Source organism: Rhodospirillum sp. A1_3_36 (assembly GCF_047263945.1).
Taxonomy (GTDB): Bacteria; Pseudomonadota; Alphaproteobacteria; order Rhodospirillales; family Rhodospirillaceae; genus Rhodospirillum.
Map to the genome: position 1 here is coordinate 161,911 of NZ_JBLAVB010000007.1, position 22,150 is coordinate 184,060.

The 22,150-nt window shown below is 59.2% G+C and carries 17 protein-coding genes; 9 read left to right on the top strand and 8 right to left on the bottom strand.

The features are described 5' to 3' along the window. Positions 1–72 precede the first annotated feature (72 nt). The gene (locus ACLIRY_RS16175) at positions 73–1,650 is read left to right on the top strand and encodes a hypothetical protein (RefSeq protein ID WP_413206450.1); all 1,578 of its coding nucleotides are present in this window, start codon (positions 73–75) and stop codon (positions 1,648–1,650) included. A gap of 491 nt (positions 1,651–2,141) precedes the next feature. Here the strand turns inward: ACLIRY_RS16175 and ACLIRY_RS16180 are convergent, their stop codons facing one another. Next, positions 2,142–2,501 carry a hypothetical protein gene (locus tag ACLIRY_RS16180; protein ID WP_413206451.1) on the bottom strand — a complete coding sequence of 120 codons (360 nt, stop codon included), beginning with the start codon at positions 2,499–2,501 and terminating at the stop codon, positions 2,142–2,144. Positions 2,502–2,659: 158 nt separating this feature from the next. Between ACLIRY_RS16180 and ggt the strand changes: the two genes are divergently transcribed. Next, complete coding sequence (ggt, locus tag ACLIRY_RS16185; protein WP_413206452.1) at positions 2,660–4,471, top strand: gamma-glutamyltransferase; 1,812 nt, start codon at positions 2,660–2,662, stop codon at positions 4,469–4,471. Between the two features lie 204 nt (positions 4,472–4,675). Here ggt and ACLIRY_RS16190 read toward each other — a convergent pair whose 3' ends face one another. Then, positions 4,676–5,701: a zinc-dependent alcohol dehydrogenase family protein gene (locus ACLIRY_RS16190; protein WP_413206453.1), complete on the bottom strand. Its 1,026-nt coding sequence runs from the start codon at positions 5,699–5,701 to the stop codon at positions 4,676–4,678. Positions 5,702–5,823: 122 nt separating this feature from the next. Here ACLIRY_RS16190 and ACLIRY_RS16195 point away from each other — a divergent pair, with 122 nt between their 5' ends. Next, a complete protein-coding gene (locus tag ACLIRY_RS16195; RefSeq protein ID WP_413206454.1) occupies positions 5,824–6,729 on the top strand; it encodes a LysR substrate-binding domain-containing protein in 906 nt (301 codons plus the stop codon). 204 nt (positions 6,730–6,933) lie between these two features. Here the strand turns inward: ACLIRY_RS16195 and ACLIRY_RS16200 are convergent, their stop codons facing one another. From ACLIRY_RS16200 to ACLIRY_RS16220, 5 genes are read right to left on the bottom strand one after another with little or no spacing between them, the layout of a single operon-like run. Then, a complete protein-coding gene (locus tag ACLIRY_RS16200; protein WP_413206455.1) occupies positions 6,934–7,884 on the bottom strand; it encodes a glycosyltransferase family 2 protein in 951 nt (316 codons plus the stop codon). Between the two features lie 51 nt (positions 7,885–7,935). Then, the gene (locus tag ACLIRY_RS16205) at positions 7,936–8,619 is read right to left on the bottom strand and encodes an HAD family hydrolase (protein ID WP_413206456.1); all 684 of its coding nucleotides are present in this window, start codon (positions 8,617–8,619) and stop codon (positions 7,936–7,938) included. Between the two features lies 1 nt (position 8,620). Further along, positions 8,621–9,745, bottom strand: coding sequence for a hypothetical protein (locus ACLIRY_RS16210; RefSeq protein WP_413206457.1), 1,125 nt, complete (start codon positions 9,743–9,745; stop codon positions 8,621–8,623). Between the two features lie 55 nt (positions 9,746–9,800). After that, entirely contained in the window at positions 9,801–10,754 is a 954-nt protein-coding gene (locus ACLIRY_RS16215; RefSeq protein WP_413206458.1) for a hypothetical protein, read from the bottom strand. Positions 10,755–10,814: 60 nt separating this feature from the next. Next, positions 10,815–12,632, bottom strand: a complete 1,818-nt coding sequence (locus ACLIRY_RS16220) for an AMP-dependent synthetase/ligase (protein WP_413206459.1) — start codon at positions 12,630–12,632, stop codon at positions 10,815–10,817. Positions 12,633–12,770: 138 nt separating this feature from the next. On the opposite strand from ACLIRY_RS16220, the gene ACLIRY_RS16225 reads away from it, so the two are divergent. The 6 genes from ACLIRY_RS16225 to ACLIRY_RS16250 all read left to right on the top strand — a co-directional run bounded on the left by ACLIRY_RS16225 (position 12,771) and on the right by ACLIRY_RS16250 (position 20,114). Then, positions 12,771–14,567 (top strand): M3 family oligoendopeptidase, encoded by a 1,797-nt coding sequence (locus tag ACLIRY_RS16225; protein WP_413206460.1) that lies wholly within the window; start codon positions 12,771–12,773, stop codon positions 14,565–14,567. A gap of 37 nt (positions 14,568–14,604) precedes the next feature. Beyond that, positions 14,605–16,005: an ABC1 kinase family protein gene (locus ACLIRY_RS16230; RefSeq protein WP_413206461.1), complete on the top strand. Its 1,401-nt coding sequence runs from the start codon at positions 14,605–14,607 to the stop codon at positions 16,003–16,005. 94 nt (positions 16,006–16,099) lie between these two features. Further along, positions 16,100–16,933: a hypothetical protein gene (locus ACLIRY_RS16235; protein ID WP_413206462.1), complete on the top strand. Its 834-nt coding sequence runs from the start codon at positions 16,100–16,102 to the stop codon at positions 16,931–16,933. 208 nt (positions 16,934–17,141) lie between these two features. Further along, on the top strand, positions 17,142–18,569 hold the full coding sequence (locus ACLIRY_RS16240) for a catalase (RefSeq protein WP_413206512.1): 1,428 nt from the start codon (positions 17,142–17,144) through the stop codon (positions 18,567–18,569). Between the two features lie 138 nt (positions 18,570–18,707). Next, positions 18,708–19,325 (top strand): hypothetical protein, encoded by a 618-nt coding sequence (locus ACLIRY_RS16245; protein ID WP_413206463.1) that lies wholly within the window; start codon positions 18,708–18,710, stop codon positions 19,323–19,325. A gap of 522 nt (positions 19,326–19,847) precedes the next feature. Continuing rightward, the gene (locus tag ACLIRY_RS16250) at positions 19,848–20,114 is read left to right on the top strand and encodes a DksA/TraR family C4-type zinc finger protein (protein ID WP_413206464.1); all 267 of its coding nucleotides are present in this window, start codon (positions 19,848–19,850) and stop codon (positions 20,112–20,114) included. Between the two features lie 129 nt (positions 20,115–20,243). On the opposite strand, the gene ACLIRY_RS16255 is transcribed toward ACLIRY_RS16250, so the two are convergent. After that, positions 20,244–21,926 carry a methyl-accepting chemotaxis protein gene (locus ACLIRY_RS16255; RefSeq protein ID WP_413206465.1) on the bottom strand — a complete coding sequence of 561 codons (1,683 nt, stop codon included), beginning with the start codon at positions 21,924–21,926 and terminating at the stop codon, positions 20,244–20,246. Positions 21,927–22,150 lie beyond the last annotated feature (224 nt).

Below are 22,150 nucleotides of genomic sequence, written 5' to 3' on the forward strand. Positions count from 1 at the left end.
TCTTTAGATTGAATATAACTCAAAAAAACCTAATAATTGTTTTTCTGCTAACTTTGATAGAGGGCATTACCTATGAGAGCTATACATGTCTGTGCGTTGGCGGGGGGGGTGTCGCTCCTGCTTGCGGTGGGTTCTGCGCATGCGCAGGCCAATGACTCTTTCATTGCCCCTTTGCCCGGGAGCGGGATTCCTGGCTATGTCTTCCCGGAGAAGGAGGCCACCATTCTGGAATGGCTGAAGCCAACCGATTACCAAGCGACCAAGGTGTTCCAGCATGGGTGGGGTGTATGGTGGGGCTTGACGAGCAAGAGTAAAACGACGGCCTTCGGCATCCCGGATGCTCCCGTCTACATGACCTGGGTAAGTAAGGACGAAGTGGAAAAGATAACGAAAGGGGAGCCGAAGTCGGATGGGGCCCAAAAAACGGCCAACGAGTTCATGGCGGAGGTCCAGAAGGAGGGGGAGCCACGCTTGCTCTTCTTCTCGCCGGTGACGCAGTTGAAGAACCACGGAATCGACACTATGAAGGAGATGAAGAATGAGGACGGCGCCGTCACGGGCGCGCACGCCCAATCAAAGTCCCTGACGACCGCCGTGGTGCCGGACACCCGAGTGGCCGAGACCGTGTCCTATAATTTGTCGGCGGCCTTCCACCTTGTGAAGAATAAACTGTTCGATCTCAATGCGTTGAGCGCTTTGTACAATGCAGACCTTAAGGAAGTTCCCGCCTTCCCTGTTGATTCTGTCGCGGTGAAGCCGGTGTACAAGGTCATACAGGCAAGTAATTTGTTTGACGGAAAGTACTTTGTGATGCCCGCTTGGCCCGGTACGCCGGACATGGCCAACCCCCTGGTCCGGTCCATGGTCGAGGCCAATGGGTACGGCGAAAAAGATTGGAAAGGCTGCATCTACGTGGATGCGACGAATACCGGAACGACCCAGGCGTCCGGTATCGACGAGACCTGCGATCTGTCCAACCGCGACGAAACCAATACCTACGGGCTCGGGGATTTCGTGGGGATTCCCGTGACCGAGAGCAACGTCAAGCAGCTCAAATTCGATGGGGTTGATAAGAAGAATCTGCAGCCCGGCGACCATCTTATTCTGATGGCGATGCATGTATCCACCCGGGAAATCACCCAATGGACCTGGCAGACCTTTTTCTGGACTCCGGATCCGGCCAACCCGCCGTTACCGAGTAATCCCGCAGTCGCCAAGGCGATGCAGCCGGAGATCTCCGCTCCGGCCAACCACTATGCCGCTGCCTTCGCCTATCAGATGATCAACCCGAACCAGCCGCTAAACGGTGGATCCTCCGTTGGAAACCCCATCATTGCGTACAATCCCTACTTGGAATCCGGGTTCCCCAAGAGCACGTTCTCATACTTCGTTCCCGTTGAAAGCCCCACGGGCGAAAGCTGGACCGGGACCGTTGGTGTGGATACCAATTGCATGACCTGCCATGCCCTTGCTGCTGTTGGCTGTAGCCCGGAGAATGCGACCGGCTATGCGACCGATTTCTACCTGCCACGGGATGCCGCAGTGTTCGATAAGACGCTGCAGACCGAATTCCTCTGGTCAATCGCGAATACGGCCACCGCTGTTCCGGGTCATCCAGACGAAAGCAAAACGCTAACCTGTACGCGCTGACACCGCTCTGCTTGGGCTGGAGTGCGTTGCCCAAGAGTCTTTGGACGCCGTATTGATCGTTTTGCAAGACCACGGGGGCTTTCGCCCCCGTGACCCCCAATCGGGGAGGGCCAGAGTGAAATGGGATCAGCTTGGAACAAGCTGGCCCCATTTCACTCTCATTCTATAAGTTTTAGAGTATTTTCGAGGCCAAGTTCGGTCGCGAAGCGACCCAACTTGATCTCGGAATACTCTAGCCCTCCCCGAACCCCTTTTTATCTTTTGTTGCCTTTAAACCTCTGGGATCAAAAGGTTCTGGACCTTTAGGGGACGCCGAATTGAAGGCCGTGGGGAAGGAGGGCTTGTCATCCAACAGACGCAAGCGCTCCATACGAAGGACCCGGGCTCCGTCCGCCAGGAGGAGTTTGGCTGGCGGACTGGGTCCCCGACCGGGAAGGGCGAGGACGAATCCTGGCGGGGTCCTCCATACTCTTCACAGGCCAACCAGACGATCACCAGTCGTAGCGCTCGCCTTCATCTCCCACGATTCTCGCGCCCAAGGCAGCCGCCAGAGCGCAGGCGGCCCGCCGAATGGGATGAGACGCATCATCTATGTCCCACCGTGAGGAGAACGAGACCCCACCTCGGGAGAAAAAGAACACTTTGACCCATTCTCCACCCCCCTCTCCGGGAACCAGAACAGATGCATCCCCTTGATTTCCAGCGATAAAGATTTCTTCTCCCGTGTTGGGGTTCTGCAAGACAGTTCCGGAAGACTCAATGCGAACATTGGGTGTTGCGGCGACAACGTCGACCCATTCATCCAGCCCAATGGGCGCCCCGGACCGATCCAAATGCAAGTCATACCCCATTCAGACGTCCCCTAGTTCGGTGGCGGCGCCCATCCACCCGGCCCAAAGGTCCGACGTCGAGGTGTCACGGACCATGGGGTGCGGTCAGATTAAGACTTGGAGAGATTGGGAATTCGTTACACAATCCATGGGCGATATTATTCAAAATTGAGGTTTCCATGGCAATCCCCTTTTTCCGCCCCCTGGTTTCCCTGACCTTTGGTGTTCTGGTTTCCGCTCCCCTGGCCCAGGCGCAGACGGCGACCGACGCCGTTGCCCCGGAAACGGGGTCTGCGGTTCTGACGGAGGCGGATTCGCCCGCCGTGGCCAAGGCGTTGGCCGCCAAGGTCGCAGGCGAGCCTGTGGAGTCCAAGCATTGGATGGTGGTGGCGGCCAATCCCCTGGCTACGGAAGCGGGGGCGAAAGTCCTGAGAGCCGGGGGGACGGCTGCGGATGCCATGGTCGCCGTTCAGACCGTCCTGGGTCTGGTGGAGCCCCAATCCTCGGGATTGGGCGGTGGCGCCTTTCTGGTCTGGTATGATGCGGCAAAGGGAGAGCTGACCACCCTGGATGGTCGGGAAACCGCGCCCAAGGCAGCCCGACCCACCCTGTTCCAGGATGAGTCTGGTCAGCCGCTGAAATTCTATGACGCTGTTGTCGGCGGGCGCTCCGTTGGCACACCGGGCACGCCCCGTTTGATGGAAGAGGCCCATCGGCGGTGGGGCAAGGCGCCCTGGTCGGATCTGCTGGCCGATGCCACCAGATTGGCCGAAGAGGGCTTTTCCGTCTCCCCCCGTTTGGCCGCTTTGGTGGCCAAGGATGTGGAGCGTCTGGGGCGGTTTCCCGGAACCCGGAGCTATTTCCTGCCCGGCGGTACCCCTCTCGCCGAGGGAAGTTTGCTCAAGAACCCGGGCTACGCCGCAACCCTGAAAGCCATGGCGGCGGGTGGGGCGGATGCCTTTTATAAGGGGCTTATTGCCCAGGACATTGTTCAGACGGTTCACGGGGCCGAGGGCAATCCGGGGGTGCTCGCCCTGGAGGATCTGGCAGCCTATCGGGTGGTCGAACGTCCGCCCGTCTGCTTGGCCTATCGTGAGCATGACATTTGCGGTATGGGGCCGCCGTCTTCCGGTGCGCTGACCATCGGCGAGACCCTGGGCGTCCTCCGAGGCAAGGATCTCGCCGGGTTGGGCTTTGCCAATGCGGAGAGCTGGCGCCTGATCGGTGACGCCTCCCGTCTGGCCTTCGCTGACCGGGGGCGCTATATGGCCGATACGGACTTCGTGCCCATGCCTACCAAGGGGCTGCTGGATGACGGGTATTTGGTGGAGCGCGCCAAGCTGCTCGACGGCTCCAAGGCCCTGGAGACCGTGCAGGCGGGTTCCCCCACCTGGGACCATGCCTGGCTGACGGGCCAGGACGAGTCCATCGAATTGCCCTCGACCAGCCATATCTCCATTGTCGATTCCTGGGGGAATGCGCTGTCCATGACCACGACGGTGGAAAATGGGTTCGGCAGCCGCCTCATGACCAAGGGTGGATTCCTGCTCAACAACGAGCTGACGGACTTCTCCTTCCGCACCCATGACGACGCGGGCAACCTTATCGCCAACGCTGTGGAACCGGGCAAGCGGCCCCGCTCCTCCATGGCGCCGACAATCGTGATGAAGGACGGCAAGCCGACCCTGGTGCTGGGCACGCCGGGCGGCAGTCGGATCATCGGTTTCGTGCAACAGGCGATCATCGGCTATCTGGACTGGGACATGAACGCCCAGCAGATCACTGCCATGCCCCATCTGGTGAATCGCTTTGGCACCTTCGACCTGGAAGAAGGCACGCCTGCGGCGGATCTGGCCAAGCCATTGGAAGCGATGGGTTACAAGGTGAGCGTGAGGGACTTGAATTCGGGGCTGCATGCCATTGCCCTGGAGGACGGAGTCCTCAAGGGCGGCGCCGATCCCCGGCGGGAAGGGGTGGCGATTGGCGAGTAGGGATGTTCGTCCGATGGCAGGCGGTCAGGAAGAGGTTTTTCTGCGGGTTCGAAGGACACCGGTGACCGCCACCCCAATGACACCGGGCCGGGTGAGTCTGGGGTGAGCGGCGCGTTTAGGATTTCGGGGCCTGTCGAAGTGAAAGTCATGGGCCGTCGGGAACTGCTGATTGGATTTGCTGATCCCCCGCATCAAGAACGTGATCTAAATCATCTGAATCACCAGCTTTCCAAAGGGGCCTTGATCCAAGTGGTCTAAGCCTTCCGAAAGAGCTTCCAGGGCATAGGTTGCGTCCACGACCGGCTTGATCCCCGTGCGATCCACCGCTCGGACGAGATCGTCCAACCCCCTTCGGTGTCCGACCGCAATGCCCTGGATGGTCGGGGATTTGAGCAGAAGAGGGACAACGGGGGTCGAGATCTCCACACCGTTCAGAAGGCCGATCACGGCAATATGTCCATTGGGTGCCACTGCCGTTAGGGAATGCCTCAGATTTTCTCCCCCGGCAAGCTCAAGGATCTGGTCCGCGCCCCGCCCATCCGTGATGTCCAAAACAGCCTCGGCCCAGTCGGCCTCCAACCGGTTCACCCCGTGGTCGGCTCCCAGGGTCTTCGCCCGTGCCAGTTTGTCGGCGCTGGCAGAGGTTATAATCACCTCGGCCCCTTGGGCCTTGGCGATTTGCAGCCCAAACAGCGCCACCCCCCCCGTTCCTTGGACCACCACCGTTTGACCGGCCCGAACCCGCCCGCGCTCCACCAAGGCGAACCAAGCGGTCAATCCGGCGCAAGGCAAGGTACTTGCGTCCCGATCGTCCAGCGTCTCCGGTGCGGCAACGAACCAGTCCTCGGGGAAGCACACATAATCGGCCAGGACACCGGGGTAGAGTCCCCCCAAGGTCCCTCGCGCGGGATTCCGTCCTGACCCCTGGATGCCTCCGTCCAACCAACCGGGAGCGAAGGTGGAGATCACCCGGTCTCCTTCTCCGAACCGGGTCACCCCCTCTCCCAAAGCCATCACCTGTCCTGCCAGATCGGACCCAGGGGTGAAAGGAAAGGTCAGGTCCAGCCCCATGCCCGTCTCAATCACCATTTTGTCGCGGTAGTTTAAAGAGACGGCGGAAACCTTCACCAGGACCTCCCCTGAACCTGGGTTGGGAATGGGCCGTTCCACGAGAGAAAGCCTCTCCCGACCCACAGCTTCCATCTCCCACCGTCGCATCGTCTTGGTCATCGCATTGTTCCTTATTCAGGGGCGTGATTGCCTGAAAAGGACCATACGGGAGAAATTATTCCTCCAGTTGCGACGCTTTGTCCTATGATTGGTGCGTATTCTTCTACAAAAGGACATTCCCATTGGCGACTCTGTTGAATGGCTTGGAGGCCTTCGTTTCGGCGGTGGAAGCCGGAAGCTTTTCCGGCGCGGCGGAGCGGTTGAACCTGTCCCGATCGACGGTCGGCAAGGCCATCGCCCGAATGGAGGACCGGTTGGGAACGCGGCTCTTCCACCGGACAACCCGCTCCCAAAGCCTGACCGATGACGGCCATCTCTATTACGAACGCTGCTTGAGGGCTTTGGAGGAATTGCGCGCTGCCGAACAGGCCCTGGAGGCGGGACGGCGGGAGGCCAAGGGACGCCTCCGCGTCTCCCTACCTGTGGTCTTTGGCCGGGACCAAGTGGCGCCCGTCCTTTGCCAACTAACCGAAGTTCACCCAAACTTGGATCTGGACATCACCTTCAGCGACCGTCCCATTGACTTGGTGGAAGATGGCTTCGATCTGGCCATCCGCGTGGGGACCCTCGCTGACGAGGCCGGTTTGATGAGCCGCCGGATCGCCCGGATCCGCATGACGGTCTGCGCTTCCCCCGCCTACCTGGATCGCCATGGCCGACCCCGCGGACCCGACGACCTTGCGAACCACACAGCCCTCCTTTATGCCCATGCCGGGTGGATCAAGCCCTGGCGTCTGCCGCAGCCAGAGGGCACTCCCCTTGACCTCTTACCGCGTGGGCGGATCCGCTTGGACGACCTGGGCGCCATCGCCGACGCGGCGGTGGCTGGCCTGGGGCTGGCGTGGCTTCCCTGTTGGCTGATCCGCGACCATGGCCGGGCGGGGCGGCTCGTCCCCTTGACCGAGGGCTTTCCACAACTGGTGACGGAGGTCCACGCCCTTTGGCCCCAAGCGCCCTGGATGCCCACAAGGGTGCGCGTGGCCATAGATGCCCTGGCCACTGCCCTGGCCGGAAACGAGGAGGTATAAAAGGACCTGTCCCGTTTCCCTCTCATTTTGTGAGTTTTATACCCAGGTGCGGTGAGTTTGCCTCACCGCACCTGGGAAGCGGCCAAGTGGCCGCCGCGCCTTATGGCGCGTAAAAGCCCGCCTGGCGTTTGAACGCAAGAAAAGCGACGTGGGTTTCAACCCGCGCCGCTTGGTATTAGAGGCTCTTCAAAGGCTGCCCCACGCTCATGCTTTGGGCGAGGTGGCGGCTGGCATCGGTATCACGATGGTTTCCGCCAGGGATATCAGCCTCCGTTCGATCTTCTGCAAGCCCTTGTGATCCCCGTAGGGGAGGCTGTTGCTTAAGGCATCCAAGGCTGAAAAGAGGCGTTCGATGAAGGTCATGGCCCCCTGCAAGTGGCGAGGGTCCTGGCGAACCCAATTCAGGAAGCCGTTTTCGTTGGTGACGAGCAACGCCAAGCCGGGAATGGTCTGCTCTTCCACCGGGATGCCGAGGCGTGCAAAATTATCGTGGACGGCGTTCAGGTAATCCGCCTGGCGGTCCGGATGGCTGTTGATCAGGCTTTCCGGTCGTTCCCGTCGTCGGGCCAGGGGCGATTTCAGAACCGCGCCCGGGCTCTTCCACAGGCATGCGACCATGAAAACGTAGTCTTGGACCACCTTATATACGCTGTCGAAGGGCGTGAAGCGGGCGAGATCCGTCCGGACCGAGAGGGTGGACATCAAAAAAGGGCAGGTGAGCAGACTTTCAAACAGAAGTTCTTCCGGTGTTTTCAGGTCCAGGTGGCCATATTTTTCCCCGGTGTCGGACATTACCAGAAACTCTCCGCCGAAGAGTCCGACCTCTGGATTGTCGTCGATGAAGGCGCGAATACTTCGGAAGCGACCGGGGAGGCATTCGTCATCGCTATCAAGAAAACTGACCCAGTCCCCCGAAGCCCGTGCAACCCCAAGATTTCTGGCCGCTGATGCCCCCTGGTTCTCTTCCAGGCGGAGGGAAACAAGCTTGGCTTTCAGGCGGTCCGAAGCCTCGATCGTCAGGGGAGGCTCGCTGCCGTCGTCGATCACGATCACCTCGGCGATCTCGTCGACTTCGCTTTCCAGGGATGCGAGGCAGGCGGTCAAATAGGCCTGGGTCTGATAAGCGGGTGTAATAACGGAAATGTCCACAGCCATGGGGTGGCTTTCTTCTATGGTGCTGTTATTATTATGGTATTTTAGTGGGTGCTACTCAGTCGTCCCGTCTGACGCGTCGGGGGCGATATGGATCCGTCCACCCGAGACATCCAGCAGGCGCGCGACCTCTTCCATGGACCCGAGGATCCGATCTGCTTGCCCCAGGCGTGCCCGTTCTTCTGTGGTGGCGAGCCCGACGACGGTCATTTGTGCCGCCTTGCCCGCTTGGATTCCGGGCAGGGAATCCTCGAAGACCACGCAGTCTGCCGCATCGATACCAAGCAGCTCCGCCGCCTTCAGGTAGCCGTCCGGGCTCGGTTTTCCCTGGCTCACTTCCTCGGCGCAGATGATGACCCTCGGTTTGGGTAATTCCAGATGGGTCAGCCGCGCAATGGCCAGCGTTCGGGGTGCTGACGTGACGACGGCCCAGGGGACCTCCGCCAGGGCTGTCAGGACCTCTTGGGCGCCTTCGTAGGGCGTGACCAGTTCGAGCAGCTCCTGCTCTTGCGCGATCAGGGTCTGGAGTTCCTCCTCCACATCGAGATGCGGCGTGAAGCTCCGAATGACCTCGGTCGCCTTGGTGCCGTGGATTTTGGCACGCAGCCGTCCCCAGGAAATGTTTTGCCGTTCGGCCCAGAGCGCCCAACTGCGATCAATGGCCTGGGTGGAGTCCAGCAGGACTCCGTCCATGTCGAAAAGGGCAGCGGAAAAAACCTGGTGAGAGATGTCGGTCATGTCATTGGTCGCCCGGTTGGACCGATCTTTGGTGAAGATAGGTCGTGCATTCGATGAAAGGGTTTCCCAGGGTCTGCTTCCTACGGCCAAAGATCGTCGCGCAATCCCGATGGAAGCGGTCCAGTTGATAGGCTTCTCCCGCCATACCCCAGGAGAAGGAGGGGAGGAATTTTTCGGGAGATCCTCCAAAGACATTCGATCCAGGGCCGATGACCGTGCCCGTGTTCAACATGGTTCCAATGGCGATCTTGACACAATCGGAAATGATCGAGCCGAATTTAATGAGACCGGTGTTGACTGTCACGAGCCTGTCTGCAGGGGCGGTGATCGATGTCTCGGGCAGGGTCAGACGGACCTCGCCATAGTTGTTCTTCAAGTCCGATGTGGTGACCAGCGCACCGAGGTTGACCCATTTCCCGACAATACTATGGCCGAGAAATCCCTCGTGATGCTTGTTGGAGAAGTCTCCGATGATCGAGGCCTCGATTTCACCGCCGACCCGGCAGGTCGATCCGATGCTCGTCGGGCCCAGAATCCTGCAATTGTCCACCTGGGTGCTCTGGCCGATAGAGGCCGGCCCTTGGATGAAGGAAAACGGACCAATCCGGGCGGCTGCATCGATGAGGATCGGGCCGGATTGGCTGTCGAAAACGACCCCCGGGCTCACCTGCGCCGATGGGTGGACGAGGATGTCGCGGGGATCCCCAACAATGAAGACGCCGGGCAGATGGGGTGCTATCGGAATGTACTCATCCCGTTGGGAGAGGACGCGAAAATCGTCCAGGATCGTATCGGCCAACCGGTCGAAAAGGGGGGTTGGCGCAAGTTCCTTGGAGCTGATCCTGGCGTCACAGTTCGCTTCCAGGCGCTTCAGAATGGAGCCCCCGTCGTCCCTCCCTTGGGAACCTGCGGCTTTCCTTGCCGGGGTGACGTCGAGAACGCGGGCCGCCAGGGTCTCGTATGTTTCATCGGGGTGAAAGTAGAGGACTTCAACAGGGGCCGGGGCGTATCTCTGGCGCAGGCGGTCAAGGACTGTGAAAGCGCCATTGCGAATGGAGAAAACCGTCCAGAAGGGACTGTAATAGCGAGTGTCCGGTCTGTCTTCATCAACAAGCAGGAGCTTCATGGGGTGCTTCAGTCTTCGGCGGGAGGTGTGGCTGTTCTGCGGTGCTCGGCTGGTGTCACGGGGCCAGTTTGTGGATGGCACCCCGGCTTCTGGAAAATTCCCCAAGTTCATTCAGTTCCGTTGAGAAAAAGACGCTTTTGGTTGTTTTGTCGAGTTCCGCGATTTCACCGTTGTATATTTTTTCTTCAAGGGATTTGTACTCGCGTCGCGCCGTTTCCAGGAGTCCTTCCAGCTTTGTCTTGACGCCAGAGGTCTCCAGGTGTTGCTGAACGGCATTGTAAAGGCTGCCCTCACCATGGATCAATCGAGATTCGAGAAGAATTTTCGACGCTATTTTGTCTTTTGTGGTTTCGAATTTCGTCTGCTCCAGGCAACGCCTTTTTGTTTTAACGATGAAGTCAACTTCTTGGCCAATGTTTCTATCCTGAAGGCAGTAATTCTTGAGAATGAGGAATTCCCGCTCGATCTTCGGGATGAGGTCTTCGTCTTCATCGCGGATGAGGATGATCAGGTCCACGTCGGATCCATGGACCAGAATATTCGTGGAATATTCCCGCCGGGGCGAGCTGTGGGCCATGTTGTAGACCGTATCGCCACACAACAGGACATCCACATATGGCGTTGGGGACAGGCCGGATAAATTGAGGGCGTTGTGGCAGAGGTCGATGGCGAGTTGGGCTTTTTGGGCGCTGATTTCCCGATGCTTGATTTCCAGCTTCGAGATGGCGTGATTCAAAGCTGTCTTATCCGTTGAGAACAGGGTGTAGCTGATGAACTTTCGCAGGAAGGAGGGGCTGACCCGGGCGATTTCCTGGTCGTCGCCCCCCGGCCCATTGATCCGAAGGTAGTTCGTTTCAATGGCGCGTCGGTGGATGCGTTTGTCGGCACCAATGATGGGCGCCAGCGTGAACACATCCGTTGCCGTGAGGGTGACCAGATCGATGCCCAGGGTCGGTCCGTTCTCCTTGATGTAGTCGTAAAGGGTGACGGCGAGAGCGGGATCGGCCATGGGGAGACAACATCCTGAAGGGCATCGGTCAAGGGGGGGGGACAAGAGGGGAGCGCTGTCCTATTTTTTGGTCATATCCTCGATCTCCTGGGCGTAGCGCTGGCGGAGCATGAAGCGACGGGCCTTCATGGTCGGTGTCATCTCGTTGTTCTCCACGCTGGGTGGTTCGCTCAGGATGGCAAAGCGGCGGACCTTTTCGGTCAGGCCCAGCTTGGCGTTGGCCCGGTCGAGGGCTGCGCCGATGGCCACCCGAAGGGCGGGGTCGTCGTGGACTCGGGCCAACTCGCTGGGTTTGTTGTGCGTCCGGGCCCAGGTGGTCAGGAAGTCCTGGGCGGGGACGATCAGAGCTACCAGATGGGGCATGTTGTCGCCAAAGACAATGACCATGCCGATTTCCGGCTCCAGGGCGACGATGCCTTCCACACGCTGGGGTGAGATGTTCTGGCCACCGGAATTGACGATCAGGTCCTTCTTGCGGTCGGTGATCTGGATGAAGCCGTCCTGATCAATCTTGCCCACATCGCCGGAATGGAGCCAGCCCTCGTCATCGATGGTTTGTTTGGTGGCCTCCGGGTCGTTCCAATAGCCGTCCATGAGCAGGGGGCCGCGAATCAGGATCTCGCCATCGGTCTCGGCGATCTTGACCTCCACCCCTCTCAGGGCGGGGCCGACGGTGTGCATTTTGACCTGATAGGGCAGGTTACAGGACACGACTGGGGCCGTTTCCGTCAGGCCATACCCCTGGAGGATGGGCACACCCAGGGAGCGGAAAAAATATCCGACCTCTGGGTTGAGGGGGCCTCCACCCGAGACCATGGCCTTCAGTCGCCCGCCAAATCGCTCCTGGACCTTGGCGCGCACCAGTTTGTCCAGCAGCAGGTCATACAGGCGGTCCTTGATACCCAGGGACTTGGGATCGGTCATGCGGCGGGTGCCCAGGTCCACGGCCTTGAGGAAGAAGTCTTTCTTTTTGCCCCCTTCCTTCTCGATCCCCCTCAGGATGCGCATGCGCATCATCTCGTAAAGGCGGGGCACGGCGGTCATGATGGTCGGATGGCACTCGGTCATATTGGTGGCCAGGGTCTCGACCCCCTCGGCAAAATAGACCTCCGCGCCGAGGGACAGGGGGAAGAACAAACCGGTGGTATGTTCGTAGGAATGGCAAAGTGGCAGGAAGGAGAGGAAGGTTTCCCGCTCCAGGCCGATGCTTTCCAGCAGGTGATAGGCGCCCATGCAATTGTGCAGGATGGCCCGGTGACTGAGCATGACGCCCTTGGGTGCGCCGCCCGTGCCGGAGGTGTGGATGATGGTCGCCAAATCGTCGCGTTTGATGCGCGTGGCGGAGGCGGGGAGGTCCTTGCTTTCCCCCTGGGCCATCATGGCGTTCCAGGAGGTGAGGCGGATGCCTTCGGGAGCGATCACCTCGGGGCCATGGTCCATCATGATGACCAAGGGGCGGCGCTTGGCGCGGCGGGCTGCAGCCATGATTCGGGTGCCGACGGCGGGTGAGGAGACGATCACCATGGCCGCTTCCACGTTGTCCAGGACGTGGAGGTAGTCGTGTTCGGTACTGGAGGGATAGGCCGGGGCCGGAATGGCACCGGCGGCAAGGATCGCCAGGTCGGCGATGGTCCACTCCGGCCGGTTTTCCGAGGCCAGAACCACCCGCTCTCCGGGCTGGAGGCCTTCGGCAATCAGGGCATTGGCCAGGGCTGTCATATCCTCACGGACGGAGGCCCAGGAGTGAGATTGATAGACCCCATCGACCTTGCCCCACAACAGGGGATCCTCGCCAAACCGATCGGCTTGACCGAGGAACATGGAAAGAAGGTCACTGGCCTTGCTGTAGTCGATGGCGGGGCAACGGGTGTCGCTCACGGTGAATCCTTCCCTTGATCCTGCTTCTGACGATACTCGGAGTATGCCGTTTTCCCGGTTGGAAACCGACTCTTTTCCCCCGGGCTTTCCGACCCCATATTATGGCTCGTTGTCAAAGTTCAATGGAGACCCCGTACCATGACTCATGTGGCCGCTAAGCGGAGCGCGACCCCCGACCTGCCCGAATGGGATCTGGCGGACTTGTATCCCGCGCCCGATTCGCCCGAGCTTAAGGCCGATCTGGCCGAGGCCAGCAAGGCAGCGACCGCATTCCGGGAGGCCTATCTGGGCAAGGTGGCCTCCCTCGACGGTGCGGCCCTGGGCGCCGCCATCACCGAATACGAGCGGATGTCTGAAATCCTCTACCGGGTTCTCAGCTATGCCCAGTTGCTCCATGCCGGGGATGTGACCGACGTGACCGTCGGCCAGTTTCACCAGGCCATGAGCGAAAAGGGCACGGAGATTTCCAGCCAGACCCTGTTCTTCACCCTGGAACTGAACCTGCTGGAGGAGGACCAACTGGCCGCCTGCATGGCCGATCCCGTGGTGGCGCGCTATGCCCCCTGGATCAACGATCTGCGTCTGTACCGCGATCACCAGTTGTCCGACGAGATGGAGCGGTTGCTCAATGAAAAGGACCTGGCGGGCAAGGCCGCCTGGATGCGCCTGTTTGACGAAACCATCGCCCACCTGACGTTCCCCGTCGATGGAGAGACCTTGTCCTCGACGGAAGCCCTCGACCGCCTGTCCGATCCGGATCCCGTCCGGCGGGAGGCCGCAGCCCATGCCATCGGCGGTGTCTTCGGCGACAACCTGCGTCTGTTCGCCCGCATTACCAACACGCTGGCCAAGGACAAGCAGATCGAGGACAACTGGCGCAATTACGCCCACCCCATGGCCTCCCGCAACCTGTCCAATCAGGTGGAGGACGAGGTGGTCGATGCCCTGGTCTCCGCCGTGCGCGAGAGCTACCCGGACCTGTCTCACCGATATTACGCCCTGAAGGCCAAATGGTTCGGTAAGGAGAAGCTCCAGTTCTGGGACCGCAACGCGCCCCTGCCCGATAGCGACGAGACAAAGTTCACCTGGACCCAGGCGCGGGAAACCGTGTTGGGGGCCTATGGGGCCTTCTCCCCGGATATGGCCAAGGTGGGACAGCGGTTCTTCGACAATGCCTGGATCGATGTTCCGGCCCGCCCGGGCAAGTCTCCCGGCGCCTTTGCCCATCCCACGGTGCCCTCGGCCCACCCCTATCTGCTGCTCAATTACATGGGCCGGACCCGCGATGTGATGACGCTTGCCCACGAACTGGGCCATGGCGTCCACCAGGTGCTGGCCGCCAAACAGGGCACCTTCATGTCCGACACGCCCCTGACCCTGGCGGAAACGGCGTCGGTGTTCGGCGAGATGCTGACCTTCCGGGCCATGCTGGACGCCGCCAAGGATGATCCGAAGCGCCGTCGGGCCATGCTGGCGGGCAAGGTGGAAGATATGATCAACACGGTGGTCCGCCAGATCGCTTTCCATACCTTCGAGGCCAAGGTCCATGCCGAGCGGGCGGAGGGCGAGCTGTCCCCGGATCGGATTTGCGAGATCTGGATGGAGGTGCAGGTGGAAAGCCTGGGACCCGCCTTCGAGTTCCACGAAGACTACAGGAGCTATTGGACCTATATCCCCCACTTCATCCATTCCCCCTTCTACGTCTATGCCTATGCCTTTGGGGATTGTCTGGTGAACTCGCTTTATGCGGTTTACCAGGACGGCAGCGTGAGCGATTTCCAAGGGAAGTACATGGAGATGCTCGCGGCGGGAGGGACCTTGCGTCATAAGGAGCTTTTGGCGCCCTTCGGCCTGGATGCCTCTGACCCCGATTTCTGGAAACGGGGTCTGGGTGTGCTCAAGGGCTTCATTGATGAACTGGAAACCTTGGCCTGATCGGGCCGGGGACCGTGGCGGCGAAGGGCTGAGACGCATGGCTGAAGGCAATACCATCGGTGGTCGGCTGCGCCGCTACGCGAAGGTCTCAACGGCTATGGGGGGCATTGCCGCCCGGGCCGCAGGAGAAAAATACCTGGGGATGAAGGGCGATCCGGCGCGCATGGCCGTCGACCTGCGCGAAGCTCTGGGCGGCCTCAAGGGGCCGTTGATGAAGGTCGCCCAGATCCTGTCGACCATCCCCGATGTCCTGCCGGAGGAATATACTTCGGAGTTGACTCAACTGCAGGCCGATGCGCCGCGCATGGGCTGGCCCTTCGTCAAGCGGCGGATGACCAGCGAGTTGGGGGCGGGTTGGGCGTCCAAGTTCCAATCCTTCGAAAAGGAGGCCGCAGCGGCGGCCTCCCTGGGGCAGGTCCACCGGGCGGTCCACCACGACGGGCGTAAACTGGCCTGCAAGCTCCAATACCCGGATATGGACAGTACGGTCGAGGCGGACCTGAAGCAGCTCAAGGTGATCATCGGCATCTACCGCCGCTACGACAAGGCCGTCGACCCCTCCGAAGTCCAGGCCGAGCTGGCCGAACGCCTGCGGGAGGAGTTGGATTACGGGCGAGAGGCCAAAAACATGGCCCTCTATAGTCACATGCTGCGGAAGCAAGACGGGGTTCATGTGCCCGAAAGCATCCCCGATCTGTCCTCCAGACGCCTGTTGACCATGACCTGGATGGAGGGGGAGCGGGTTCTGAACTTCGTCGACCGGGATCCAGAACAACGTCAGAAGCTGGCCATGAACATGTTTCGGGCCTGGTATGTGCCGTTCTACGAATACGGTGTCATCCATGGGGACCCGCACCTGGGCAACTATACCGTCCGCCCCGATGACCTGAGCGTGAACCTTTTGGACTTTGGCACCATCCGGGTTTTCAAGCCGTCCTTTGTGAAGGGGGTGATCGATCTCTATTTCGCTCTGGCCAATGACGATCCGGAGCGTGCGATCCACGCCTATGAAACCTGGGGCTTCCAGAACCTGTCCAAGGAGTTGATTGCCGTCCTGAACCAATGGGCGCTCTTCGTTTATGGCCCCCTCCTGGAGGACCGCCCCCGGACCATCCAGGAGGAACTCCCCACGGGCGCCAACCATGGCAAGATGATCGCGGAACAGGTGCACGCCGACCTACGCGCCATGGGTGGGGTGACGCCGCCCCGGGAATTCGTCCTGATGGACCGGGCCGCTATTGGCTTGGGCAGTGTCTTTTGGCGCCTGAAGGCCGAAATCAATTGGTACCAGTTGTTCCATGAACTGATCGGTGATTTCGACGTGGACAGGCTCGCCGCCCGTCAGGCCGAAGCGCTGAAGGTGGCGGGGTTCGAGGAGGAGCCGACTGCGGCAAACGCTCCAGGTTCGCTAGATCACGATGAAATCAGGTCTGTCTGACCTGATTTCATAAACGTGATTTAAATCATATAGTTAGAGCGGAATGAGACGGAAAACCGCACACACTTTTCCTCATTCCGCTCTCGAATCATAAATGAGACGCATCAATCAAGGGAGTGAGGCTGTGATGGCGAGCGGGCTGGGATTGGGGATGCGCTTTTGGGCTCGGGTCATGGTTGGCGCTTTTCTTCTCTGTGGTTTGGCGGCCTGTGTGCCGACGCTCAACAGCGATCAACCCATTCTCACCGCAGCGAATTCGGATCCCGTCGGTCAACTCACCGGATATTGGGTTATGGAGAACGTCCTGCCGGACGGGGGGCGGAGCCTGGGCCGGGATGTTGCGACACTTGCCCCCAACTCCCTGGCCAATGCCGCCATTTTTCGCATCGACCGGCTGGAGCCCAAATGGCGTGGTGGATTTGATAAGCGGCCCGGTGGCTTGGCCGATAACGCCTATGTGGTCACCCTGGCCGCTCTGTCGCCCATCCAGGGGGCCGTTTCCGTTGGTGGCCTGGGGCGAGATGCGCTGGAACTGCGGGCACGGGCAGGACGGCAAGCCCTGGCCATTCAACTTGGGCTCCTCGGCCAAAGGGGGGTGGCTTACGGGCTGCTTGTCGATGGGGGCGAGACCATGACCCTCTATCCCCTGTCGGGGTTTCTTCTGTCTCCCCAGGTCAAGCAGCTCATTGGACCGGATTCCTTTCGGGTGGGACGGGGAGAGGGCGGCGTTTTCCTGTCCGAGGAGGATGTGCGTTTGCGGGGGGAGGCGATCCTTTCGGCCATCACCACCACGGGGCGCCATCCCGTGCGCGGTGACTACGGCGGTGACCTGAATGCCCCGGGTATCGACTTCAAACGCGTCAATCTGTACGAGGCCCGCAGCCTCGCCAGCGCCTTCGAGGAAGAGCGGAGGCGACTGTCACGGTGATAGACCAAAGGAAGGAAACATCGCTTGTATGGCCCATGCGGGGCCTGAGGCCCGGACCTCCATTTCATTTTAATTGATTTAATCGATCGAATATCTCTGAATCTTCAATTTCTCTTTGGAACCCAATCGGATCATCTTCATTGGTGTCGCGAGCAGGGCTCGCACTGATACACCAGAGGTAAGGAGACGACCCGTGACCAGCCCCCGTATGACGACAACTGGCGGCGCCCCGATCGCCGACAATCAGAACTCCCAGACTGCGGGTCCCCGTGGTCCGGTGTTGATGCAGGACTACCAATTGATCGAGAAGCTGGCCCACCAGAACCGGGAGCGCATTCCCGAGCGGGTGGTGCACGCCAAGGGCTGGGGCGCCTTCGGAACCTTCACGGTCACCCATGACATTACCAAATACACCCGCGCCAAGATCTTCGGGGCGGTGGGCAAGAAGACCGAAATGCTGGCTCGCTTCTCCACCGTCGCCGGTGAAATGGGCGCTGCCGATGCGGAGCGGGATGTGCGCGGCTTTGCGCTCAAGTTCTATACGGAGGAGGGCAACTGGGATTTGGTTGGCAACAACACCCCAGTGTTCTTTATCCGCGATCCCCTGAAGTTCCCCGACTTCATCCATACCCAAAAGCGCCACCCCAAGACCAACCTGCGGTCCAATACGGCGGCCTGGGACTTCTGGTCCCTCTCGCCCGAAAGCCTGCACCAGGTCACCATTTTGATGAGTGATCGGGGCTTGCCCACGGATCCGATGCATATGAACGGCTACGGCAGCCACACCTATTCCTTCTGGAACGATGCGGGTGAGCGCTTCTGGGTCAAGTTCCACTTCAAGACCCGCCAGGGCCACGCCCATCTGACCAATGCCGAGGCTGCCAAGGTCGTGGGCGAGAGCCGCGAGACCTACCAGGAAGCCCTGTTCGGTGGCATCGAGGCGGGCGTGTTTCCCCAGTGGGACGTCAAGGTGCAGATCATGCCCGAAGCGGATGCGGAGAAGACCCCCTACAACCCCTTCGATCTGACGAAAGTCTGGCCGCATGGCGATTATCCGCTGATCGACGTTGGCGTCATGGAGCTGAACCGCAACGCCGAAAACTACTTCGCGGAGATCGAGCAGGCCGCCTTCTCGCCGTCGAATGTGGTACCGGGGATCGGGCATTCGCCGGATAAGATGCTGCAGGCGCGGATCTTCTCCTACGCCGATGCGCACCGCTACCGTTTGGGCACCCATTACGAGGCCCTGCCAGTGAATGCGCCCAAATGCCCGGTGCACCACTACCACAAGGATGGAGCCATGCGGTTCACGCCCAACATGCCCAGCCCCAATGCCTACTACGAGCCCAACAGCTTCGGCGGGCCCCAGGAGGATCTGTCGGTGAAGGAACCGCCCCTGCGGATCGATGGGGATGCCGACCGCTATAACCACCGCGAGGGCAACGACGATTATGGCCAGCCCGGGGACCTGTTCCGCCTGATGACCCCGGAGCAGCAACAGCGCCTGATCAGCAACATCGCCGAGCACATGGCCGGCATCCCCGAGGAGATCATGCGCCGCCAGATCGCCCATTTCTCCAAGGCCGACCCAGCCTATGGGGCGGGTGTCGCCAAAGCCTTGGGTTTGGACATGTAACTGCGGTTCGGGGGGGCGGGGCACCGCCCCCCCCGATGTTCCGTTTACCGGAGATTGTGGAATTCCGCATCTTGCGAGGGGGCTTTCCCTTGTGTAGTGTGAACAGGTCTGTTCACTTTACGAAATGGAAGCCTCGTCATGATTGCGAGAGTTGGGTTCCTGTGCCTTATTGCGGTGAGTCTTGGTGCTTGTTCTACCCCGAAGTTGCCGTTGGCGAGCATGGAGGAGGTGACCTACTTGCCGGGAGCCAAGACCCCGGACAGCACGGTCCATGGAAGCGAGATTATCGAGGTGCGGACGCTTGCCAAGAAGCCAGAGAATGGCGACCATTCGACGAGCGAGATAGAAGTGGCTGGCGCGAATTGCCTCGTCAAGAGTGATCATTATACGGCAACCTTGGTGACACCCGCAGGCTTGCGTGTTCCCCTTTACGGTTATCAAACCCCCGAGTTAAGCATTGAATGCTCCAAGAGTGGGTATAACAAGACGATAGCTGCCTGGGCGCCCTATAATAAAACCATGATGGATCGTTTGAACATGGCTCAGGGCGGTGGGTTGCTTGGTGTTCTGGTGATCGCCGCATATAATGCCGCATCCGACGAGACAAACGATGAGTTCCAATACCACGATCCGCGCGTTTTGTTGACGAGATCAGATAAGCCCGACGAGACAAAAGACCCAGCCCCGGCGCAGCCGAATGCGGCAGCGGCCAAGCCGGAGGGGCAGTCTGTGAAAGGCGAGGGGCTCGGGTTTTAATATCGAACGCCTGTTTTGGGTGATCGATGTGCGCTGTCCCTTATGGAGTGACTTGTTCGACTCAATTAGAGTGAAGCTGATCCAGCTTCACTCTAGATCACGTTTGTGGGCATGAACGAGGTTGCTGCTCTTCCCAAGAGCGGGAAAGCTCTCTGGTGAGACGTCAAAAAGGAAAGCAGCGACGAAATATTGCGTTGATTTGGATGTTCCGCTCCACGGTACAAGACAGTGTTTCACTGTTTTTTGGCAATAGCCCAAACCCCTATTTCTTTTTTGTCAATAAGAGCCTGGGGTCTGGGGCCTTTCGGCCGCAACTATCTGGGGTCTGGGGCCTTTCGGCCGCAACTGTCTGGGGTCTGGGGCCTTTCGGCCCCAGTGGGGGACGGGGCAAAGCCCCGTGACGGCCTTCGGGTCGTCAGCGAAGACCTGTTCCAAGTCACCTCCTCCCCCCCCATCTCTTGGAACACGCAGGGTGTCACCCCATATGTCCTTTCAGGCGCAACGAGAGCTTGAGTAAAGATCATGGCTGGTGGTTGGACACGCGATGGGGCGGTGCAAGAGCAGATCGACGATAGCATCGCCGATGCGGTGATGAGCGCAAGGGCGCGGTTGCCCGTTGGGCCGGGGGAGATGTATTGCGTTGAATGCGGGGAGGAGATCCCCGAGGCGCGGCGCAAGGCGCTCCAAGGCGTGAAGACCTGTGTGGCCTGTCAGAACGTGATTGACCGCCGTCCGGTGCCGGGCACAGGGATCAATCGCCGGGGAAGTAAGGACAGCCAACTCAAGTGACCGCGCTTCAGGGGGAGCGACACCCTTTGTGGGCGGGTCTGTGAGCGTTAAAAAGCCCGCTTTCTTTTTGAAGGCGGGCTTTTCGTGAAGAGTGGCCCCCTTCAGGGGACTGGCTGTCAGGGCAGGACCTTAGGCTGCCCGGATTTCCTTGATAAAGGCAGAGACATCCCGTTCCAATAGGGTGGATTGCTCGTTCAGGCTTTCCGCGTCTTGAAGGAGAGAATGGGCCGAATGCCCCGTTTTTTCCGCGGCTTGTCTGACGTCATCGATGTTATTCGATGACTCCTGAGTCACCGTTGCGGCCCGATGCACGTTGCTCGTGATTTCTCGGGTCGCTGCGGACTGTTCTTCAACGGCAGATGCCAAAGTGGCGGTGATTTCGTTGAGGCTGCGGATGGTCGCTGCGATGCCTTCAACGGAAGAGGCCGCATTTTTTGTGGCTCCTTGGATTTCCATAATTTGGTCGCTGATTTCTTCGGTCGCGCGCGCGGTTTGGTTTGCCAGGCTTTTGACTTCGTTGGCAACGACGGCAAATCCTTTTCCGGCTTCTCCGGCGCGGGCCGCTTCGATTGTTGCATTCAGGGCCAGCAGGTTCGTTTGGCTCGCAATATCTGTGATCAGTCGGATGACCTCTCCAATCCGATGGGCGGACTCCACAAGCTTCTCGATATTCTCGTGTGTGTTTCCGGCGTCCTGGACGGCCGTATCGGAGATCCGAGCCGCATTCGAGACCTGTATGCCGATTTCAGTGATTGAGGAGGACAACTGTTCCGTCGCCGCAGCCACGGCTTGCACGGTTGCCGACGTTTCTCCAGAGGCTCGGGATACGAAGTCGGATTGAGATCGGGTTTGTTCAGCGTTGGAAGCCAGGGTCTCGGACGTTTCCCGCATTTCCTCCGAAGCCGTGGAGAGGGTGCGAACGACCTGTCCAACACTGGCTTCGAAGGTGTCGGCCAGGGCCTGCATGCTTCGCCTTTTGTCCGCTTCGGCTTGTTCCCGGGCGAGCGTGTTTTCCCGCTCCATGTTTTGGACCGCGATGGCGTTTTCCTTGAACACGCGGAGGGCGTCGGCCATGGCGCCAACTTCGCCTTTCCGAGCCATATTCGGCAGGGGTACCGTTAAATCTCCCTTAGCGAGGGAGACCATGATCTCCGTCAAGGCTCGGATGGGGCGGACCATGGTCCGGTTCATTTGCCATCCGATAATCAGGGCCATGGCTGCACTGAAGCCAAGCAGAGCGAGAATGAGATTGCGGGCCTGATCATTGATGGCGTCTCCCCGTAAGCTCGCCGCGACAGCATTGTTATTGGTGTCTTCGACCATTTTTGTCAGTGTTTCCCTTAGTTTGAAAAACTCATCCAGGGATTTTGTCGTGAATAGGTGGTTTGCGTCATCTCTTTTGTTTTCTCTCGAAAGCATTATCATTTGATTGCTGAGAATATTGTACTTTTCCCAATCAAATCTCAGGGTTTTAAGGAGTTTTTCTTCTTCTTCATTCAAAGCTTGACTTGCATATTTTTGAATAGATTCTTCTATAGTTGTCTCTATTTTTTTTAAGGTCGATTCGTATTTTTTCATTGTTTCCTCGTCATTTGTAATGACGTGGGAGGCTTCCACTGTTCTGAAGTCACTTTTGGCCGTGTTGATGGTTTCGACGAGGTGAATCGCTGGGATCCATTTTTGAGTAATGATTGTTGCTTGGTTGTTGACTAGGGATAATTGTTTGACGGCGAATAATCCCTGGGCACTTGCCAAAACGAACAGGGTCAAGAGGGCTGCGATAAGCTTTGAGTTCAGAGAGTGTAGTGTCATAGGGTTTCCTGATGCTCTCAATGAATGGCGCGCTAAGCATTTCCCATTGAATAGAGACCCACCTATTCTATGGGAAATGCGATCATTTTTTTTCAATGTTAATATGGAAATCTGTGAGTCGGGTAGCCGAGTCTAAAACTAAGGCTGGAAATGTGAGGAGGGATAATCGCCTTGAAGGTCGGCTATTTTTTGAATGCTGGTGATTTCATTAAAAAAAACAAATA

Excerpts from the sequence above, each read along its gene's own strand:
- ACLIRY_RS16175 (WP_413206450.1), top strand. The coding sequence starts at position 73 with ATGAGAGCTATACATGTCTGTGCGTTGGCGGGGGGGGTGTCGCTCCTG.
- ACLIRY_RS16180 (WP_413206451.1), bottom strand. The coding sequence starts at position 2,501 with ATGGGGTATGACTTGCATTTGGATCGGTCCGGGGCGCCCATTGGGCTG.
- ggt (WP_413206452.1), top strand. The coding sequence starts at position 2,660 with ATGGCAATCCCCTTTTTCCGCCCCCTGGTTTCCCTGACCTTTGGTGTT.
- ACLIRY_RS16190 (WP_413206453.1), bottom strand. The coding sequence starts at position 5,701 with ATGACCAAGACGATGCGACGGTGGGAGATGGAAGCTGTGGGTCGGGAG.
- ACLIRY_RS16200 (WP_413206455.1), bottom strand. The coding sequence starts at position 7,884 with ATGGCTGTGGACATTTCCGTTATTACACCCGCTTATCAGACCCAGGCC.
- ACLIRY_RS16205 (WP_413206456.1), bottom strand. The coding sequence starts at position 8,619 with ATGACCGACATCTCTCACCAGGTTTTTTCCGCTGCCCTTTTCGACATG.
- ACLIRY_RS16210 (WP_413206457.1), bottom strand. The coding sequence starts at position 9,745 with ATGAAGCTCCTGCTTGTTGATGAAGACAGACCGGACACTCGCTATTAC.
- ACLIRY_RS16215 (WP_413206458.1), bottom strand. The coding sequence starts at position 10,754 with ATGGCCGATCCCGCTCTCGCCGTCACCCTTTACGACTACATCAAGGAG.
- ACLIRY_RS16225 (WP_413206460.1), top strand. The coding sequence starts at position 12,771 with ATGACTCATGTGGCCGCTAAGCGGAGCGCGACCCCCGACCTGCCCGAA.
- ACLIRY_RS16230 (WP_413206461.1), top strand. The coding sequence starts at position 14,605 with ATGGCTGAAGGCAATACCATCGGTGGTCGGCTGCGCCGCTACGCGAAG.
- ACLIRY_RS16235 (WP_413206462.1), top strand. The coding sequence starts at position 16,100 with ATGAGACGCATCAATCAAGGGAGTGAGGCTGTGATGGCGAGCGGGCTG.
- ACLIRY_RS16240 (WP_413206512.1), top strand. The coding sequence starts at position 17,142 with ATGACGACAACTGGCGGCGCCCCGATCGCCGACAATCAGAACTCCCAG.
- ACLIRY_RS16245 (WP_413206463.1), top strand. The coding sequence starts at position 18,708 with ATGATTGCGAGAGTTGGGTTCCTGTGCCTTATTGCGGTGAGTCTTGGT.
- ACLIRY_RS16250 (WP_413206464.1), top strand. The coding sequence starts at position 19,848 with ATGGCTGGTGGTTGGACACGCGATGGGGCGGTGCAAGAGCAGATCGAC.
- ACLIRY_RS16255 (WP_413206465.1), bottom strand. The coding sequence starts at position 21,926 with ATGACACTACACTCTCTGAACTCAAAGCTTATCGCAGCCCTCTTGACC.